The following is a 20,489-nucleotide window of genomic DNA, read 5'->3' as shown; positions in this document are numbered from 1 at the left end:
GATGAAAGAAAGCCGGGTACATCTATTGTATCCGGCTTTCTAGATTTAGGATGAAAAATTTTAAGGACAATGTAAAAAGAGTGCTATTTGTTGTTTCTAATGATTATTTATATCTAAAAATACCAATTAATTTTTTTCCACAGTAGCAACATGTGTCTTCTTGGAAAAAATGATTTCCTTAAACTTTTCGACATTGTTATTCGCGTATAGGGTAGGTTTTGTCACCCAGTAAAATTTCTGCATCATTCTATATCCAGAAATTCTCATGATTTTTAAGGATCCTTTTTCTACTTCACTTTTAACAGCCGAGTGGAATAAAATTCCTACTCCTAACCCATTTTCTACAGTACGTTTCATTGCTTCAGTATCTCCGATTTCCATCGAATTCGAGGGGGTTAGTTCTATTCCAAGTTGTTTCAAAGTATTCTCAGCAAGCTTATGAGAACCGATCTCCATAATAATGAAGTTTGCCTCAAGCAGCTCTTTAATCCCTAATTCATGTTCCTGCGCCCAAGGATGATCCGGTGAGAGGATTAACACAATTTCGTCTTCCGCGAATGGTTCTTCTATCAGCGAATTCATTTTTATTTCCTCCACCACAAGTGCCACATCAATTTCATCATTTAATAGTTTTCCAATAACTTCTTTCGTTTTCCCAACCTTCACTTGAATAACATTATCTTCCATATGCCTTTTACACTGGGAGATAATTGTTGGAAGAAAATATGTACCAATCGTCAAACTTGTCCCCACTTTTATTGGGTTATTACTAGTCTGTTGTTCTTGGGTTGCTAGGAATGATTCGTCATATAATGAGAGAATTTTCTCCACATAGGTAACTAATGTTTCACCTGCAGGAGTCAATGAAATATTCTTTGAGCGAATAAATAATGGAACATTGTACAACTTTTCCAGGTTTTTGATATGTTGGCTGACGGCAGGCTGGGAAATATGTAATTTCTCTGCTACTCTGGAAAAATTCTTATCCTTCGAGAGAGTTAAAAAAATACGATACATTTGCTCAATATCCATTGGATTCCCTCTTTCTTATAACTATAAGCATCGACTTATAGGACATATAAAAAATCAGTATTTCCGTAATTATTTAAATACAATTATAATCCAATTAATCGAATATTCAATTTATTTTTGTAGAAAAGGGTGAGAAGAGTGAAAACCATCCTATTAAATCTAGTAATAGCAGGGGCCATTCTGCTTATTTTTGGCTCCGACCATTCGGTATTAGCCGCTTGTACCATAATGGGAGCCACTGGTACAGCGACGATTGGCAGGCGTGTATTTTTGGCCTCTACCAGTGATAACCCTTACCTCGAAGGACCTAGAAAACCTGTAGTTGTCACCATTCCAAAAGACGGGGGATATAAATTTGTGCATACCCCTTGTCTGATTAAAGACTCTTCCGGGGAACTGATTGATATCGGATCGGATAGGGGGATGAATGAAACTGGTTTTTCGTGGACAAGAGCATGGGTTGTTCCGAAAGAAGGGGAAGATCCTGAGAAATTAGATGCTGTTGAATGGTTTTTAAAGATGGGAGCAATGGTTTCGACAGTTGATGAGGCCATCACATTTGTAAAAGAAAATCCAAAAGGATTCGGCACCCAGGGCAATTACCTTTTTGCGGATAGAAATGGGAATATGGCCGTTGTAGAAGTTGGCTATAAGACAGTTACAGTGGCTGAGACCTTCACGAGCAAAGACTTGGGAATAGCAGCAAGAGCCAATAGGTGGGAAGTGGATTCGATGATAGCACTCGATGATAGCAAAAGAGGAAATACCATTCATTTTGATACCTCTGAATTCCGTTATCATCGAGCAATGAGTCTCCTAAAAGAAAACGCATCGCAAATTGATGTAGAAACGATGAAAAAACTTATTAGTGATCGAACTCCTGACCCAGGAGCACCGCACGAAAAGTCGATTTCCAATCACGGTCTTCAAAGCGGGACAGTGAGTACTGAGATGTATGATCCACAAAATCTTACTTTCTGGTATACATACGGCTGGCCAGATGGTGAAGAGGATCACGCCGATCCTGCTATCTTTGGTGAAAATAAAAACACTTGGGGCCAATGGATTCCGTTTGTACTAACTGAACTGGAAGAGGAAGGGTATTACACTGATTGGGCTGGAAACATCACTCCAATCGGGGCTAGATATTTAGAAAGGAAAATTGGCAATTTTGAGAGCGCTTTATTTTATAAAAAATGATTTGAAGCAGGCAGGAAAAACAAATCAAAAATTATAGGAGGGAATTCAAAGTGAAAGAACCTAAAAAAATTGGAATGCTGACACCATCCTCTAATACAGCATTGGAGCCGATTTGCTCGAGGATGCTGCATGATGTTCCGGAGGTAACCTGTCATTATAGCCGTTTCGAAGTGACGAAAATATCACTGGAGCAGGATTCATTAAGTCAATTCAATATGGAACCCATGCTTCGGGCAGCAGAATTACTGGCACATGCCGAAGTCGATGTGATTGCATGGAACGGAACATCAGGCGGATGGATCGGTTTTGATGTAGACAGAAAGCTTTGCGAAGAGATTACGAAAAGAACAGGAATCCCGGCAACCACTTCCATGTTATCGCAAATAAGAGCATTCAAAGAGCATGACATTAAATCCGTACACCTTGTTACTCCGTATATTCCTGAAATTAATAGATTAATTGCGGAACAATATAAGAATGAGTGTGGAATAGAAACGGTGAATCGTTCTGGACTCAATATCACGCACAATCGCTCGTTTAGTTTGGTGCCTCAGGAAAGAATTGAAGAGCAAATTAAGGAAGTAACCTTTTCCCCCGCAGATGCTTTAAGTATCGTTTGTACGAATTTTCCTCCAGTGGCTAAGGTGAACTATTATGAAGAAAAATACAAACTGCCAATGTATGACACAATTAATGTGCTTATTTGGGAATGTTTAAAAATGGCAGATATTGAACCTGCCAAAGTAAAAGGGTGGGGAGAATTGTTTTCTAGGGCAACTGTAAATCAATAAATCGAAACCAAGAAGGGTTTTCGACCGATACCTTGATCTAGCAATATTTATCGGAAAAATCAAAAGAATTAAAAATAACATGTTAGAAGACCTTACACAAAAAGTAAATTTCTATTTTTCCTGTGATATAGTTTGGAAAGAAACTTGACAAAGGAGGAAAAAACTTTATTCGCTTTTAAAAAATCACGGTGGATAAAACAAAACAATATGATCTAGAAAAAACTTTGAGAAGTGCAGAATGCTCCGAAAGGAAGCGAGACAACGATTTTTAAAAATCGCGAAAGAGAGGCAATTAAACCTGATTCGTAACCCTTACAGGAAGCTTTGGATGGACTAGCTTTAGCCCGTATATTGCGGGAACTTCATGTGGTAATGAAACTCTCAAAATAAATTTGGTAATTAGTAATGCTTTTTATAATAAAGGGGGAGTTATTATGACAAGTCCAGTAATTCAGCCAATTCAAGTAAATCAACCAACTCAAGATTATGACTTTTCTGGGGTGGAAGAAAGTTTACGGCCAAATAACCCTGAAAAAAGGATCATGAGTCCACTGAGTTTCGGATTAGCGTTCACAGGAGATGGTGTAAGCTTAGGTAACATGGCTATAGGAACTGGGTTAGTTGTTGCTGGGACAGCAACCATGAATTTCATGCAAACGATGGTTTCATTACTTATCGCAACTACTATTATCGGTGCTGCTTTTCTAATGAATGACGGTTTCGGCTATCGCAATGGTGTACCATATGTTATTCATTTAAGAATGGCTTTTGGGATGAAGGGTGCCATTCTTTCGTCCATACTGAGAGGCGTTCCGGCAATCGTATGGTATGGGTTTCAGTCGTGGATTGGTGCAACTGGATTAAGTGAAATCATCAGAATTGCAACTGGAGGAAAAATTAATAGTATTCCGATTAGTTTTGTCATTCTTGTAGTCATCCAAATTGTTTTATCTTTAAAAGGTTTCCACACAATAAAGTGGTTGAACTCTGTAATTGCAATCGTCCTTATGTCATCATTTGTCTATGCGGCTGTAGTAATTTTAAAAGACCATAGTGCAGTCATTCAGTCAACCTGGGTAGAAGCAAAAGGGACATGGGGACTCCCGTTCTGGTCATTCACAATGGCCTTCCTTGGAAATTACGCTACGCTATTCCTAAGTGCGTCTGATTACTCACGTGAATTAAAAGTTGGAGTATCAGCTCCTAAACGGTTTTTCATGTACTTTACCCCGGTAACGATAACGTATTTTACAGTCATGAGTCTTGGTGTCATGCTTGCTGCTGCAACTGGCCTTGCGAACCCTGTTCAAGCGTTCGCAAAAATTGTTAACAATGATTATATTACTTTCATCGTGTCCGTATTCGTTGTTCTTGGAGCTGTTGCTGTTAACCTGATTGCTAACATTGTTCCGGCTGCCTACATCATTCAATTGTTTACAAAAGTAAAATATAAAGTTTCAGTCGTGATTGCAGGCTTGCTTGCAATGGTATCATTCCCTTGGAAATTGATTCAGCCAGGTTCATCAGATGGACTCCGAATCTTTATCCTAACTTATTCCGCTTTTTTAGCACCGATTACGGCAATATTGGTCGTTGACTATATACTTTTGCGGAAGAAAAAAGTAGATATTAATGAATTGTACAATCCGAATGGTCAATTCAGCGGGTTAAATATGGCTGCCATTATCGCTATGGTCATTGGCGCTGCCAGTGCATTTACTGTTGTCGATCTTAGCTGGCCGATTGGATTAGTGGTTGGCGGCATCTCCTACTACTTGCTGAATAAATATGGATTTAAACAATCTGTATTTAAAAAAGGAACCATTTTTGAAAAATAGACATGTTAATCATCATATATATTTCTATATTTATAGAAGGGATGAGGGGAAATGAAGTTTGATTTGGTGATCCAAAATGGAAATGTCGTGTTAAAGGACTCTTTTGAAAAGGTGGATATCGGTATTAAGGATGGCAAAATTATTGAAATATCCCAACATATTAACGATTCTTCCAAGGAATATGTCGATGCTTTCGGTCAATATGTGATGCCAGGGATGGTAGATGCCCATGTTCATCTTTCTGAACCAGGAAGAGATTGGGAGGGGTTTGAAACAGGAACAAAAGCGCTGGCCGCCGGAGGAACCACTTCTATTGTGGATATGCCGTTAAATGGCCTTCCCGCGACTACAAATAAAGAAGCACTAAGTGGAAAATTGAAGTGTGCGGAAAATAAAGCCTATGTGGATTACGCACTGTACGGAGGATTAGTCCCAGGGAACATCGAGGACCTGGAAGATCTCTCCAACGGGGGAGTTGCCGCCTATAAATGCTTCATGGCGACAACGGGTAGTGATGTAGAAGGGGACTTTAAGAACGTGGATGTTTACACCCTTTATCAAGGAATGAAGAAATTGGCTGAATTGGGGCATTTTTTATCCATACATGCTGAAAATGCCGAATTCACAGATCAATATGCCTTAGATAAAATCAAGCAGGGCAAGGTAACGGCAAGGGATTATGTGGAGTCAAGGCCTATTATTGCAGAAGTTGATGCGGTCAGACAGGCGTTATTTTTAGGGAAAGAAACGGGATGCAGTCTCCACTTTGTTCATATCAGCAGCAGGCAAGCGGTAGAGGAGATTATGAAAGCCCGCGAGGAAGGCCAGGATGTGACGTTGGAATCCTGTCCCCACTATTTCACGATGGATTTAGAAACCTTTGAAAAAATTGGCCCTGCAGCGAAATGCGCGCCGCCATTACGTGAAAAAGAGGAGCAGGATCAATTATGGGAAGCCCTTTTGGAAGGGAAAATCGATTTCCTTACATCCGATCACTCTCCGTGTCCCCCAGAAATGAAGCAAAGTGACACCAACAATATTTTTGAAATCTTTGGAGGCATCACGGGCTGTCAAAATAATGTGGATTTGATGTTTGATGAAGCGGTCAAGAAGCGCGGTTTACCTGTATATCGTTTTGCTCAACTGATTGCTGCAAATCCTGCAAAGAGATTTAACTTGAAGCAAAAGGGCAGTATTGAGTTGGATAAAGATGCAGATATCATCCTAATTGACCCGAATCAATCCTACCAGGTAAGGAAGGAAGATTTATACTACCGTCATCCGAACAGCCCTTATATTGGCAGAACGATTGATTGCCGTGTCACGAAAACATTTGTGAGAGGTCAGCTTGTATTTGATCTTGAAAAAGGAATCGTTGGTCGACCTGTGGGGAAATATCTTTCCGCAAATAGTTTAGTAGAAATTTAAATCCGTATATCGAAAATAGAAGTGGCGCAGGAAGAATTCCTGCGCCACTTCTATTTTAAAATTCTATTAATTTAACAATGATTAAAAAAACTCATTATCAATATTTATAAAACTAATTTTATTTATTATCTTAACTTTGTTAATATTCTAATAAATCAAAAATCTATTGTCAAAATACCTTACATGACTCTAATTATTAACATTATTTTACTTATTTTTCAAGGGATAAGGAGGGGTTTTTCATGAATGTCATAGATTTAAGAAGAGATTTTCATCGTTATCCTGAATTGGGTTTTACTGAATTCAGAACCGCTTCCAAAGTGGTGGAGGTTCTTAAGCTTTTAGGATTTAACGTTCTATATGGCGAAGATGCCATCGATTCTGAAGCTCGTCGTGGGGTTCCAACTAAACGAGAATTGGACGAGGCGTATGTAAGAGCAGTAAAATACGGTGCCAATCCGGACATAATTGAAAAAATGAAAGGCGGCAATACCGCAGTCGTAGGAACATTGAAAGGAAAGAAGGAAGGGCCTACAGTAGCTTTCCGATTTGATATGGATGCGTTGCCTATCCATGAGAGCAGCGATGAAGATCATGATCCGTACGCGGAAGAATTCTCCTCTGAATTCTCTGGAAATATGCATGCATGTGCGCATGACGGCCATACCGCTATGGGGCTGTTACTGGCTGAAAGATTAGCAGACCGAGAGTTTGCTGGTACCTTGAAACTAATTTTTCAACCTGCTGAAGAAGGAGGGCGAGGCGGATATGCGATGTCCCAAAAAGGGATTGTCGATGACGTAGACTTTCTGTTCTGTTCCCACCTTGGATTAGATTTGCCACTAGGTGAAGTTCATGGAGGAAATTCAAAATTTTTAGCTTCTTCCAAAATGAAGGCCTATTTTTACGGAGTTCCATCCCATGCTGGCGGTACTCCTGAAAAAGGGCGCAATGCCTTACTAGGAGCAGCTACAGCTCTATTAAATATCCATGCCATCCCTCGTTTCAGCGGTGGGACCACTCGGGTGAATGTAGGAATATTAGAAGGGGGAACAGCGGCAAATATTATTCCGAGCGAAGCTTCTATGGTCATAGATGTCCGTTCTGATAGAGCAGAAATAAAAGACGAACTAGAAGATCGGGTGAAGTCAATTGTAGAATATAGTGCCCTGATGCACGGATTAACATCTAAGATAGACATCATTGGTGAAGCGACCACAATCCAACCTGATCCAGAGATGGTTTCCGTGGTACTCGAAGAGGCAAAGCAAATAGAAGGGTTTTCATCTTTTAAAGAAGATTGTGACATTAGCCTAGGCAGTGAAGATGCTTCTTTCCTTATTAAAAGGGTTCAAGATAGAGGAGGAAAGGGAACTTATATGAATATTGGTTCCCCATTACCGGCGCCGCACCATCATCACAAATTTGATATTGATGAGGCTGTTCTGCCGCTAGCCGTACAACTGTTAGTAAGAATTGGAAAACGGATGTTAACGTAGAAGGATAGTTCTTCATTCAACATACCGATATCCAAATTTTTATATAAAAAAGGGGGTTTATTTATGACAAAAAGGTTTAAAAAGCTCAGTTGGTTAATCATATGTCTGTTATTGCTCTCAATGGCCTTATTTGGATGCAGTAGTAATTCAGACAAAGAAACAAAATCCGCCAGCGGTGAGGCTGTAACGAAAAAAGGGGGAGATCTTCACGTTGCGATTGATGCCCAGCCGCCAACATTAGATCCCCAAATCTCTACAACCACTGCGACCAAAGAAATCGCCAGACACATTTTTGAAACCTTATTGGTGTTAAACCCAGATTACGAAGTGCAGCCGATGTTAGCAGAATCTTATGACGTAAGTGAGGATGGTTTAACTTATACCTTCAAATTAAGACAAGGGGTCAAATTCCATAACGGTAAAGAGATGACAGCAGAAGATGTAGTTGCATCGATGAACCGCTGGTTAACCAAATCAACGCGGGCTGCTAATGCGATTGGAAAAGGTCAATTTGAAGAAGTAGATAAATATACGGTTCAATTAAAAATTGAAAAGCCGACCATTGGTGTATTAGACGTCATTGCTTCTACCAACCAGTTTGCTGGCATCATGCCGAAAGAAATTATTGACAATGCTCCAAAGGACGGGATAACCGAAATTGTCGGGACTGGACCATTTAAATTTGTTGAATGGAAACCAGACCAATATATTAAAGTGGCAAAATATGATGACTACAAACCTGTAGATGCACCATCTGATGGATTAGCAGGGAAAAAGGAAGCTTTGGTAGATAATATTATTTTTGAAGTTGTTACAGATAGCTCTACTAGACTCGGTGGAATTACAACAGGTCAATATCAAATTGCTTATCAAATCCCTTCTGATAACTACGAACAAATTAGCAGTTCCTCTGATACGAAACCAATCTTAAATTTATATGGGGGTCTTTCCTTCGTATTTAACAAAAAACAAGGGCCATTTACGGACGAGAAACTTCGTCAGGCTGTAAACACAGGGATTAATAATGAAGATGTATTGATTGGAGCATATGGGAATAAGAAATTTTACAGATTAGATAATGGATTAATGTATAAAGACCAGAAAAAATGGTACACAGATGCCGGGAAAAAGTATTATAACCAAAATGATAAAGAAAAGGCTAAACAGTTACTTAGTGAATCCAACTATAACGGAGAAGAGGTCCGTATTCTAACAACCAGGGATTATGAGTATAGTTATAATTCTGCTGTTGTCTTGAAAGAAGAGTTAGAAGCGATTGGAATTAAGGTGAAATTGGACGTCGTGGACTGGGCAACATTGACTTCTAAACGGAATGATCCAGCTGCTTGGGATGCATTTATTACTGGATTTTCCCCAGTATCTTTGCCTACTCAAACGCTACCACTAGACCCTAATTACGCAGGCTGGCCGGCGGATGAGAAACTTCAACAATTCACAGAACAAATTCGTACCGCTGCCTCTGATAAGGATGCTTACGCCAAATGGGAAGAAATGCAGGAATATGCTTGGAAAGAGTATGTACCTTACATTAAAATCGGTGATTATTATACCTTCCATGCTTATCGAAATAACGAAATTAAAGGAAACACTTATTTCGAAGGTATGATTCTATGGAATACAAGTCTAACAAAATAATAACTTCTTAGAATAACAAGAGGTTGAGTGGTAAGGGGTGACCTCACGTGTAAGACAATGTCCGGAAGGATGTTCAAACATCGCAATCTGGAAATTGTGCAGTGAGGTTTCCCCATTACTATTATAACCCCCGATTGGTATCTTCCGTTACATACTCGGCAAAAGGAGGCTTGTTTAATTTGAAATCGTATATCTTAAAAAGAATTCTTTCTCTTATTCCAGTTCTTCTCATTGTTTCGATTGTCGTTTTCATGATTATCCATTTAACACCTGGAGACCCTGCATCCGTGATACTTGGTCCTGAAGCTAGTCACGAAGATGTCAAGCAATTAAGTGAGGATCTAGGACTAAATGATCCCGTTTACCTGCAATATTTCCATTGGGTTGAAGGTGTTTTCCAAGGAGACTTGGGCGATTCATTTTTTATGGATAAACCGGTAACGGAGGCGATACTAGAACATCTCGGTCCTACGATATCTTTAGCCATTTTGTCTCAAATTACGGCTATTCTTATTGCCTTGCCTTTAGGAATTATGGCTGCTAGAAAGCGGGGAACAGCGACTGACCAAACTTTTATGGGACTTTCCTTGCTGGGCATATCGATCCCCCATTTCCTCTTCGGATTATTTTTAATTATTATTTTGGCTATTAACTTAAGGTGGCTTCCGGTAGCCGGGTATCAGCCATTGAGCGCCGGATTTTGGGAGCATATTAAATATCTTATTATGCCAGCAATTGCCTTAGGTACCGGCCAAGCCGCACTTATTGCACGGATGACTCGGTCTTCCATGGTGGAAACGTTGAATTTGAACTTTATTAAGACGGCTCGATCAAAAGGACTGCATGAGAGAAAAGTTATCTATAAGCACACTTTAAGAAATGCCTTTATCCCAATTTTAACAGTTATTGGGCAAACCTTTGGAACGCTTGTTGCAGGAGCTGCCGTTACCGAGACGGTGTTTAATATTCCTGGCATTGGCCAATTAATCATCAATTCCGTTGAACGAAGAGACTATATGGTCATCCAGGGTACGGTTTTAATGGTTACTTTAACCTATGTTTTGATCAATTTATTAGTTGACTTACTCTATGGAGTTATCGACCCACGGGTACGACTAAAGAAAGAATCGTAAAAAATTTGCTCTGACTGGAGGAAATCGAATGGAAGTAGCTGTTGAAAAGAGACGGGAATTGAGCGATTTTAGACGAGATATTAACCGAGAACGGAGACGTTTGTTTGTCCGCCGGTTTTTTTCCAATAAATTGACGGTTACCGGAAGTGTCATTATCTTTCTTACCTTACTGGTTACCTTATTGGGACCTTTACTTTCGTCCTATAGTCCCTATGAAATGGTAGTAACTAGTAGATTAAAAGCTCCAAGTGCAGATCATATTTTTGGAACAGATAACTTAGGTCGGGACCTATTTGCACGAGTCGTATATGGGGCAAGGGCATCTATGGGTGTTGGACTTTCTGTTGCCATCATTACATCGGTATTAGGTATGATTATCGGTTTATATTCCGCTTACTATAAGGTATTAGATCATGTTTTAATGAGGATTTGTGATGGATTAATGGCTTTTCCTGCTATTTTATTAGCAATCGCATTAATGGCAGCATTGGGAACGAAAATTGATAATGTCATTATTGCGTTGGCCGCAGTATTTACCCCTTATGTTGCTCGGGTGGTACGTTCAGCAGCATTAGTAGTAAGAGAACAAACCTATATTGAAGCGATGAAGGCACAAGGGGCTTCCTCCTTAAGAATTATTTGGGGGCATATAGCACCTAATACTCTATCCCCTTTAATTGTCTACTCTACCTTTATCTTCGCCGATGCGATTATTATTGAAGCCGGTTTGAGTTTTTTAGGTGTGGGTGTACCAGCACCGGACCCAAGTTGGGGCAACATCCTTTTTGATGGCAAATTGGTTATTTTTAATGCTTGGTGGATGACCTTTTTCCCCGGGGTGGCCATTATTTTAAGTGTATTAGGCTTGAACCTGTTTGGTGATGGATTGAGAGACTTGTTAGACCCACATACAAACCATGCCAAGAAATAGGGTTTGAAAGGTAGTTTTGAAAGGAGGATGCGAATAATGGGAGACCACTTATTAGAAGTAAACAACCTTAAGACTCATTTCCGAACCGAAAGAGGGAAGGTTACCGCAGTGGATGGGATTTCCTTTCATGTCGACCGTGGTGAAGTGTTAGCCATTGTTGGGGAATCTGGATGCGGAAAGAGTGTGACAGCACAGTCGATTTTACGATTGTTTGAAGAAAAAGGGGTAACGACTTATGATGGTGAGATTAATTTTGAAGGAAAAAACCTTTTAAAAATATCGGATTCTGAAATGAGGAAGATTAGGGGAAATGATATTTCTATGATCTTTCAAGACCCCTTAAGTTCTCTCAACCCTGTTTTTACGATTGGAGACCAAATCATGGAGCCGATTATGCTCCATCAGAAATTATCGAAGAAAGAAGCCTTCAACCGGGCGATTGAAATGTTGAAATTAATTGGCATTCCGGCACCTGAACAGAGGGTTCATGAATATCCTCATCAAATTTCAGGCGGGATGCGGCAGCGGGTCATGATTGCCATTGCCCTTGCCTGTCAGCCCAAACTGTTGATTGCAGACGAACCGACTACGGCATTGGACGTGACGATCCAGTCACAAATTTTGGAACTCATTGACAGTCTAAGAAAGAAATTAGATATGGGTATCATGCTGATTACCCACGATTTGGGTGTGGTGGCCCAGCATTGCACACGAGTAGCGGTTATGTATTTAGGGGAAGTCGTAGAGGAAGGAGATGTGGAATCCTTATTCGAAAATCCGCTTCATCCCTATACACAAGGGTTAATCAGCTCGATACCTCAGCTTACTGGCGATCGAAATAATAAACTCTCCATTATTAAAGGAATGGTTCCATCCCTGAATGAAATTCCAAAAGGATGCAGATTCGCCCCAAGGTGTCCGTTTGCAGATGCAAAATGCATGAATGAAAAGCCAGAATTAGAAACGCTGGATCACAACAAAAGAATTAAATGCTGGCATTATCAAACAATAAAGGGGGCTGTATCGAATGCAACATGAAGCATTGAAACTGGAAAGAGAAAATGGGAACGGTTCTTATGGAGCCGCCGCATTTAAAGCCCAGCCAAGAATAGAGATTGCAAGAGAGAAGCTTCTTGATATAAAAGGAATCAAAAAATACTTCCCGGTGAAAAATTCGATTGGGGTCACCAAAAAATATGTGAAAGCAGTGGATGATGTAACCTTTCATTTATATGAAGGCGAGACGTATGGATTGGTGGGCGAGTCTGGCTGCGGAAAGAGTACTCTTGGTCGTACCATTTTACGGTTGACTGACCCTACGGATGGCGAGGTGTTTTTTGAAGGAACAGACATTTTTAAACTATCAAACTCAGAGTTTAGAAAACAACGGCAAAATTTACAAATGGTGTTTCAGGACCCGTATTCCTCGTTGAATCCCCGTAAAAGGATTGGAGACAGTATTGCAGAACCGATGGTGATTCACAATATTGGCACGAGTCAAGAACGGATGGAAAGGGTATTCGACATACTGGAAAAAGTCGGCTTACATGCAGATACTTATTATCGCTTTCCCCATGAATTTTCTGGCGGTCAGCGGCAAAGGATTGGTCTGGCGCGTGCATTAGTAGTGAACCCAAAGCTTGTCATTTGTGATGAACCCGTTTCGGCACTTGATGTGTCCATTCAATCACAGATCATTAATCTTCTCGAGGATTTACAGGAAGAATTTGGGCTGACCTACTTATTTGTCGCACATGACTTAAGTGTTGTAAGACATATTTCCGATCGAATTGGTGTCATGTATTTAGGAAAAATGGTCGAAGAAGCCGAAACGGATGAACTTTTTGCCAATCCGCTTCATCCGTATACCAAAGCTTTGTTATCTTCCATTCCGCATCCAAATCCAAAAATCAAACAAGAAAAGATTATCTTAAAAGGGGAAATTCCGTCTCCAATTAACCCTCCTTCAGGGTGCAACTTTCATACACGTTGTCCTTTAGCAACGGACATCTGTAAACAAGCAGTTCCGAAAAGAGTAGAGAAGGCACAAGGACATTTTGTAGCATGCCATTTACTAGATTAATTGCAACTAAAAATTTATTGGAAATGGGTGATGAAATGAACGCACAGATGAATGGTTTAGTAGAAGAAATTTATTCTGAGATGGTGGAATGGAGAAGGGATTTTCATAAACATGCCGAATCGGGCTGGCTTGAGTTTCGCACTTCTTCATTAGTTGCTGAAAAGCTGGAAGCATGGGGATATGAAGTGAAGATTGGGAAACAAGTCATTGACACCAATGCAAGAATGGGTGTTCCGCCTGAGGAGATTTTACGGCAGCATGAACAACGGGCGCTGAAGCAAGGAGCGAATGAAAAATGGCTGGAATATGTAAAAGGCGGTCATACCGGTGTGGTAGGTATTCTGGATACCAAGCGCCCTGGACCAACGATTGGCCTGCGATTTGATATGGATGCTCTAGATTTAGTGGAATCAGGCGTACCTGAGCATGTACCCGCTGCAATGGGATTTCGTTCGGTGAATGAAGGAATGATGCATGCATGCGGCCATGATGCCCATACCTCAATCGGATTAGGATTGGCGAAATTATTTTCACAAATTCAGGATCAACTTTCAGGGAAAATTAAGCTGATTTTTCAGCCGGCAGAAGAGGGCGTCCGCGGGGCAAAATCAATGGTGGCGGCTGGTGTTCTAGATGATGTGGACGTTTTCCTTGCTAATCATATTGGCACCGGTGTGCCGCTGGGAGAGTATGTGTGCGCCAATAACGGCTACTTATCCACCACTAAAATGGATGTCACTTTCACTGGAGTCGCTTCCCATGCTGGCAAATGTCCCGAAGAAGGCAGAAATGCCTTACTGGCTGCCGCATCGGCAGTCCTAAATTTACACGGAATTTCCCGCCATGGCGACGGTAATTCACGAATCAACGTCGGTGTCTTAAACGCAGGAACAGGAAGAAATATTATTCCGTCCTCTGCAAAACTTAAGATTGAAACCAGAGGTGATACCCCTGAAGTGAATGAATATATCTTAGCCAATGCCTTCAATATTCTAAAAGGTACGGCAATGGCTCATCAGGTGGAGGTAAACATTGACATCGTAGGCGAAGCCAAATCAGTAGATTGTAGTGAGGAATTGGCAGAATTTGTTCAAGAATCCATTCAAAATATAGATGAAATCAGTCAAGTTCATTTACTTTCAAATGAAAGTTCTGGCTCTGAAGATGCAACCTACATGATGGAAAAGGTCAAAAGCAATGGGGGATTGGCAACCTACGGTGTCGTGGGAACAACTCTTGCAGCCGGTCATCATAATGAAAAATTTGATATTGATGAACTTGGTATGAAGATTGGCGTAAAGGCATTAGCTCTAGTGGTATTAAACTCTACTAAACTCAATGTTAAAAAGGCATTAGTATAAGGTTTTTCCTAACTAAGGATAAGGGGTGCCAAACGATGAAGAGTACGATTTCATTTGCAGCCACCGGTGATTATTTACCTACAAGACGGATTCCAAGTTATCAGGAGGAAAGCTTTCAAGCGATTGAAAAAATTATCAAGCAAGCGGATGGAAGAATCACAAATCTTGAAATTAGTATTTTGCAAAATGAAGGGACCCCTGGAGCGATTCCAGGTGGTACGCACATCCGAACGACACCCGATCGGTTAGACGATCTTAAAGCCTTTGGCTTTAATCTTGTTGGCACTGCAAACAATCATGCTTTTGACTATGGATATGACGGACTCGAAGCAACGAACAGTCATCTGGATGAAGCAGGCATACTCCATACAGGTACCGGAGAAAACTTATATGAAGCAGGAAAGCCGATTTTCCTGGATACAATAGCTGGCCGTATTGGATTTATTTCCGTTTCGGTCGTTTCTCATTTGACCCACATGGCCACAGAACAAAGGCATAACATCAAAGGAAGACCTGGAATTAATGGTCTTCGCCATGTTCGCAGACATAGGATTAGCTCTGAAGAACTCGCGGTGTTAAAAAACATTGCCGATAAAACAGAGGTAAATGCCTTCACCCAAATGTCCATCAATGAAGCATTTATGCTGCCATTTCCGGAAGGAGTTTTACCTTTTGGAAGGGATCAATACGGCTACCAGATGTTATTTGAAGTCGGGGAGGAACAGGGCCTTGTAACCGAGCCTAATGAAAAAGACATGCAGCGTATTGAAGGGGTTATCGATGATGCACTAAGACAAGCGGATTATGTAATGGTTAACTTCCATGCCCATGAAATGAAGGGGACGAATAAACGAATCGGAGCTGATTTTGTAGGAAAAGCTGCGAAACGTTTTATTGATGCCGGTGCCCACAGTGTCATTGGCCATGGGCCGCATACATTGAGGGGCATTGAAATATACCGGGGAAGACCGATTTTTCATAGTCTAGGAAACTTTATTTTCCAAAATGAAACCCTGGATGCCCTGCCGCAGGATTTTTATGATAACCATCATATTCCTAACGAATATGGCGTGATGAAGGCAATGGACAAGAAATCCTTTAACGGCAGAAAAGGATTATTGAGTATACCGGAAATGATGGAGTCCGTCCTTCCCTTCTGGACCATGAAAGACGGAGAGTTAGTCGAAATAACCTTATATCCGCTTGAACTTTCTCACGGAAAGAAGCGCCATCAAAATGGTTTCCCGGAAATTACAAAGAATGAATCCATCCTAAAAAGGCTTCAAGATTTATCGAAACCATTTGGTACCAACATCATCATTGAAGATGGAATTGGCCGGATTTATGGGCAAGCAACCGCTGAGATAGAGAAACCAGAAGTGAAATTTGTCTAAAAAATAGCGGTAAATGGAGGGAGAAGTGGTTTTGAAGCAAGTTGATTGGGTAACCGAATATATCGACCAAACACAGGAGAAATGGAAAGAAATCAGTGACTTTATCTGGGAAAATCCTGAAACAAGATTTCAGGAATACATCTCAAGTAAGTATCTATGTGGGCAGTTAGAGAAAGAGGGATTTAAGGTAACAAGCGGTGTTGCAGGAATCGAAACAGCTTTTATCGGTGAATTTGGTGAAGGGAAACCAGTAATAGGTTTCCTAGGCGAGTATGATGCTTTATCTGGATTGAGCCAAACATGTGATGTGGATTATCAGGAAGCCATTCAGCCTGGCGGCAATGGGCATGGTTGTGGCCATAATTTATTAGGGACCGGCGCTTTAGCCGCAGCTTCCGCATTGAAAAAATATATCGAGGTGAATCAATTAAAGGGAACGGTTCGCTTCTATGGCTGTCCTGGTGAGGAAGGCGGATCAGGTAAAACCTTTATGGCCCGTGAAGGGGTATTTGATGATGTGGATTTCGCCTTGACATGGCACCCAAATAGCCGTACCGGTGTTCAGGGATGCAGTTCATTAGCCAACATCCAAGTTTATTTTAAATTTAAGGGTAGAAGCGCTCATGCTGCAGCCACTCCCCACTTAGGAAGAAGTGCTTTAGATGCCGTGGAACTCATGAATATTGGGGCAAATTATATGCGGGAACATGTCAGCCAAGAAGCACGGATCCACTATGCCATCACCAACTCTGGCGGTATTTCACCAAATGTGGTCCAGTCAGAGGCAGAGGTACTATACCTTGTGCGTGATCAGAATATGAACAAAACCAAGAAAATCTATGACCGTCTATGTAAGATTGCTAAAGGGGCCGCTTTAATGACGGAGACAGAAGTCGAGATTCATTTTGATAAAGCTTGTTCCAACTATAACCCGAATTATACGTTAGGAAAAGTGTTGGCACAATCTCTTCTAGAGGTGGGTATGCCTTCCTATACGACAGAAGAATATCAATTTGCTAAGCAGATTTGGAATACATTAAATGATGCGGAAAAGCAAAATGGTGAGTATTTCCAAGCGGTTAGTTCCAAAAGATTCCCGATTAATCCAGAAGGACCTTTCCTCTCTGCTGTGCCTATTCGATTTGACGGAAAGGGATTCCTCTCCGGATCTACTGATGTAGGCGATGTAAGCTGGATAACCCCAACGGCCCAATGTATGTATACGACTTCTGCTTTGGGGACAGTGCTTCACAGCTGGCAAATGGTTACCCAAGGAAAGTCTTCCATTTCCCACAAAGGGTTGCTGCAGGTTTCTAAAGTATTGGCGTTAACAGCCATTAAAGCATTGGAAAATCAGGAAATTATCGAGCAAGCTAAACAGGAATTAAAAGCACAACTGGCGGAACACCCCTACCAATGTCCTATACCTTCTGGAGTAATGCCTGCTATATTAAAGGAAAGTCTATTAGTGTAAAGATTAGGGACTGCTTAATGTTGAATTAAGCGGTCCTTTTTAGCTAATAGGAAAGTTTAATGTCAACTACGCCTAATGAACCGTGCTTTATGGGCTGTGCCAATCGGTGAGTTTGAGCAAAGAAAGAAGTGGAAATGTCCGTAGGATAGGGATCTACGGACAAAACGAGCAAAGAAAGAAATGGAAATGTCCGAAGGCCTGGGATCTACGGACAAAACGAGCAAAGAAAGAAGCGGGAATGTCCGAAGGCCTGGGTTCTACGGACAAAACGAGCTAAGAAAGAAGTGGAAATGTCCGTAGGATAGGGTTCTACGGACAAAACGAGCTAAGAAAGAAGCAGAAATGTCCGAAGGCCTGGGATCTACGGACAAAACGAGCTAAGAAAGAAGTAGAAATGTCCGTAGGATAGGGTACTACGGACAAAACGAGCTAAGAAAGAAGCGGGAATGTCCGAAGGCCGGGGCTCTACGGACAAAACGAGCTAAGAAAGAAGTAGAAATGTCCGTAGGATAGGGTACTACGGACAAAACGAGCAAAGAAAGAAGTAGAAATGTCCGTAGACTGGGGTTCTATGGACAAAACCAGCTAAGAAAGAAGCAGAAATGTCCGAAGGCCGGGGTACTACGGACAAAACGAGCTAAGAAAGAAGTAGAAATGTCCGTAGGATAGGGTACTACGGACAAAACGAGCTAAGAAAGAAGTAGAAATGTCCGCAGGCCGTGGTTCTACGGACAAAACGAGCAAAGAAAGAAGCGGAAATGTCCGAAGGCCGGGGCTCTACGGACAAAACGAGCAAAGAAAGAAATGGAAATGTCCGAAGGCATGGGATCTACGGACAAAACGAGCAAAGAAAGAAGCGGGAATGTCCGAAGGCCTGGGTTCTACGTACAAAACGAGCTAAGAAAGAAGTGGAAATGTCCGTAGGATAGGGTTCTACGGACAAAACGAGCTAAGAAAGAAGCAGAAATGTCCGCAAGCCTGGGATCTACGGACAAAACGAGCAAAGAAAGAAGTAGAAATGTCCGTAGACTGGGGTTCTACGGACAAAACCAGCTAAGAAAGAAGCAGAAATGTCCGAAGGCCGGGGTTCTACGGACAAAACGAGCAAAGAAAGAAGTAGAAATGTCCGTAGGATAGGGTACTACGGACAAAACGAGCAAAGAAAGAAGCGGGAATGTCCGAAGGCCGGGGCTCTACGGACAAAACGAGCTAAGAAAGAAGTAAAATGTCCGAAGGCCGGGGTTCTACCTGTAAAACACCCAAAGTACGAGTTAAATGTCCGTATCTACGTCCTTCTTTATAGTTTGATAGCCTGTTAGAAACGTTGTCATTAAATTTCTAAATGATTTCCATTAATATTATTAATTTCATTTATCAAAAACTATCAAGTATGATGTTTAAAAAAGAACGATAAAGAATGGAGTGAACCCTATGAAATACAGTTACATCTCTCATCTATATTGTCCAAAATGCAGCAACAGGTATTCACACGAACAGAAAAATCAGCTATGCACCTGTGGATCACCGTTATTAGTTGAATACGACTTAGAACACCTAGGCAAGGCGCTTTCAAAAGAAGATTTAGTCGGTAGAGTATCCAGCTTATGGAGGTATCATGAACTGCTTCCAGTTGCTGATGAGAAAGATGTCGTTACCTTAGGTGAAGGGATGACTCCGCTTATTAAGATGCCTATTATGGGTGAAGATATGAAAATAGTAAATTTGTGGATGAAAGACGAGGGAATCATTCCGACAGGAACATTTAAAGCTCGAGGAGCGGCAGTGGGAGTATCCAAAGCAAAAGAGTTAGGTGTAACAGAACTTGCCATGCCTACCAATGGAAATGCAGGAGCTGCTTGGTCACTTTATGCGGCAAGAGGAGGAATTCAATCTACCATCGTCATGCCAATTGATGCACCCAAAATTACTAGAAATGAGACAGCTATCTCAGGTTCAAACCTATATCTTGTTGATGGACTAATCAGTGATGCCGGAAAAATTGTGGCGCACTCGGTTGCAGAACAAGGTTTATTCGATGCATCGACCTTAAAGGAACCCTACCGGATTGAAGGAAAAAAGACCATGGGACTCGAGATTGCCGAACAAATGGATTGGAAGCTGCCTGACGTCATTTTATATCCAACAGGAGGCGGCGTAGGGATTATTGGTATTTATAAAGCACTTACTGAACTGAAAAAGTTGGGCTGGGTGGAAGGAGAGCTTCCTCGCTTGGTCGCTGTTCAAGCAGAAGGCTGTGCCCCAATTGTTAAAGCATGGGAGGAAGGAAGGTCAGAATCAGAGTTTTGGAATGATTCTGAAACGGTTGCTTTCGGAATTAATGTTCCGAAAGCATTGGGGGACTTTTTAGTCCTTGAGGCCATTTATCAAACAAATGGTTGTGCAGTTGCGATTGAGGATGAGGCGCTTTTGGAGGAACAAAGGAAACTGGCCAGCCTTGAAGGAGCATTCGTTTGTCCAGAGGGAGCTGCAACTTTTGTCGCAGCTCGCAGACTAAGAGAACAAGGCTGGATAAAAGAGCAAGATATCGTCGTTGCCCTGAATACTGGAATGGGAATTAAGTATCCCGACACCATTTCCGTTGAGGTCCCGATTTTACAAAAAGGGGACACTATTATGAAGAGTATTCAATCATAAGTAAACCATAAGGA

Annotated in this window: 16 protein-coding genes; 15 read left to right on the top strand and 1 reads right to left on the bottom strand. The window is 41.3% G+C overall.

What is annotated here, in order from left to right:
* Window positions 1-126 precede the first annotated feature (126 nt).
* Window positions 127-1,032, bottom strand: coding sequence for a LysR substrate-binding domain-containing protein (locus ACZ5AE_RS17030; protein ID WP_464565801.1), 906 nt, complete (start codon window positions 1,030-1,032; stop codon window positions 127-129).
* 138 nt (window positions 1,033-1,170) lie between these two features.
* On the opposite strand from ACZ5AE_RS17030, the gene ACZ5AE_RS17025 reads away from it, so the two are divergent.
* From ACZ5AE_RS17025 to ACZ5AE_RS16955, 15 genes are all read left to right on the top strand, one after another.
* Window positions 1,171-2,232 carry a carcinine hydrolase/isopenicillin-N N-acyltransferase family protein gene (locus ACZ5AE_RS17025; RefSeq protein ID WP_464565800.1) on the top strand — a complete coding sequence of 354 codons (1,062 nt, stop codon included), beginning with the start codon at window positions 1,171-1,173 and terminating at the stop codon, window positions 2,230-2,232.
* A gap of 50 nt (window positions 2,233-2,282) precedes the next feature.
* A complete protein-coding gene (locus ACZ5AE_RS17020; protein WP_464565799.1) occupies window positions 2,283-3,023 on the top strand; it encodes a maleate cis-trans isomerase family protein in 741 nt (246 codons plus the stop codon).
* A gap of 434 nt (window positions 3,024-3,457) precedes the next feature.
* Window positions 3,458-4,861 (top strand): NCS1 family transporter, encoded by a 1,404-nt coding sequence (locus tag ACZ5AE_RS17015; protein ID WP_464565798.1) that lies wholly within the window; start codon window positions 3,458-3,460, stop codon window positions 4,859-4,861.
* A gap of 51 nt (window positions 4,862-4,912) precedes the next feature.
* Window positions 4,913-6,289, top strand: a complete 1,377-nt coding sequence (gene allB, locus ACZ5AE_RS17010; protein ID WP_464565797.1) for an allantoinase AllB — start codon at window positions 4,913-4,915, stop codon at window positions 6,287-6,289.
* 242 nt (window positions 6,290-6,531) lie between these two features.
* Complete coding sequence (locus tag ACZ5AE_RS17005) at window positions 6,532-7,788, top strand: amidohydrolase (RefSeq protein ID WP_464565796.1); 1,257 nt, start codon at window positions 6,532-6,534, stop codon at window positions 7,786-7,788.
* Window positions 7,789-7,851: 63 nt separating this feature from the next.
* On the top strand, window positions 7,852-9,444 hold the full coding sequence (locus tag ACZ5AE_RS17000; protein WP_464565795.1) for an ABC transporter substrate-binding protein: 1,593 nt from the start codon (window positions 7,852-7,854) through the stop codon (window positions 9,442-9,444).
* Window positions 9,445-9,623: 179 nt separating this feature from the next.
* On the top strand, window positions 9,624-10,577 hold the full coding sequence (locus tag ACZ5AE_RS16995; RefSeq protein ID WP_464565794.1) for an ABC transporter permease: 954 nt from the start codon (window positions 9,624-9,626) through the stop codon (window positions 10,575-10,577).
* Between the two features lie 28 nt (window positions 10,578-10,605).
* Window positions 10,606-11,508 carry an ABC transporter permease gene (locus ACZ5AE_RS16990; RefSeq protein ID WP_464565793.1) on the top strand — a complete coding sequence of 301 codons (903 nt, stop codon included), beginning with the start codon at window positions 10,606-10,608 and terminating at the stop codon, window positions 11,506-11,508.
* A 36-nt stretch (window positions 11,509-11,544) separates the two neighbouring features.
* Entirely contained in the window at window positions 11,545-12,546 is a 1,002-nt protein-coding gene (locus ACZ5AE_RS16985) for an ABC transporter ATP-binding protein (protein WP_464565792.1), read from the top strand.
* Window positions 12,536-13,591, top strand: a complete 1,056-nt coding sequence (locus ACZ5AE_RS16980; protein WP_464565791.1) for an ABC transporter ATP-binding protein — start codon at window positions 12,536-12,538, stop codon at window positions 13,589-13,591. Before ACZ5AE_RS16985 ends, ACZ5AE_RS16980 begins: the two co-directional genes overlap by 11 nt.
* On the top strand, window positions 13,573-14,952 hold the full coding sequence (locus ACZ5AE_RS16975; protein ID WP_464565790.1) for an amidohydrolase: 1,380 nt from the start codon (window positions 13,573-13,575) through the stop codon (window positions 14,950-14,952). The genes ACZ5AE_RS16980 and ACZ5AE_RS16975 overlap by 19 nt, the downstream gene beginning before the upstream one ends.
* 35 nt (window positions 14,953-14,987) lie before the next feature.
* The gene (locus ACZ5AE_RS16970) at window positions 14,988-16,346 is read left to right on the top strand and encodes a CapA family protein (protein ID WP_464565789.1); all 1,359 of its coding nucleotides are present in this window, start codon (window positions 14,988-14,990) and stop codon (window positions 16,344-16,346) included.
* Between the two features lie 13 nt (window positions 16,347-16,359).
* Window positions 16,360-17,820, top strand: coding sequence for a M20 family metallopeptidase (locus ACZ5AE_RS16965; RefSeq protein ID WP_464565788.1), 1,461 nt, complete (start codon window positions 16,360-16,362; stop codon window positions 17,818-17,820).
* Window positions 17,821-18,539: 719 nt separating this feature from the next.
* Entirely contained in the window at window positions 18,540-18,749 is a 210-nt protein-coding gene (locus ACZ5AE_RS16960; RefSeq protein ID WP_464565787.1) for a hypothetical protein, read from the top strand.
* Between the two features lie 502 nt (window positions 18,750-19,251).
* Window positions 19,252-20,475, top strand: a complete 1,224-nt coding sequence (locus ACZ5AE_RS16955; protein WP_464565786.1) for a threonine synthase — start codon at window positions 19,252-19,254, stop codon at window positions 20,473-20,475.
* Window positions 20,476-20,489: the final 14 nt, after the last annotated feature.

Source organism: Neobacillus sp. S1227 (genome assembly GCF_055385255.1).
This window is presented reverse-complemented; position numbering and strand designations above follow the sequence as displayed.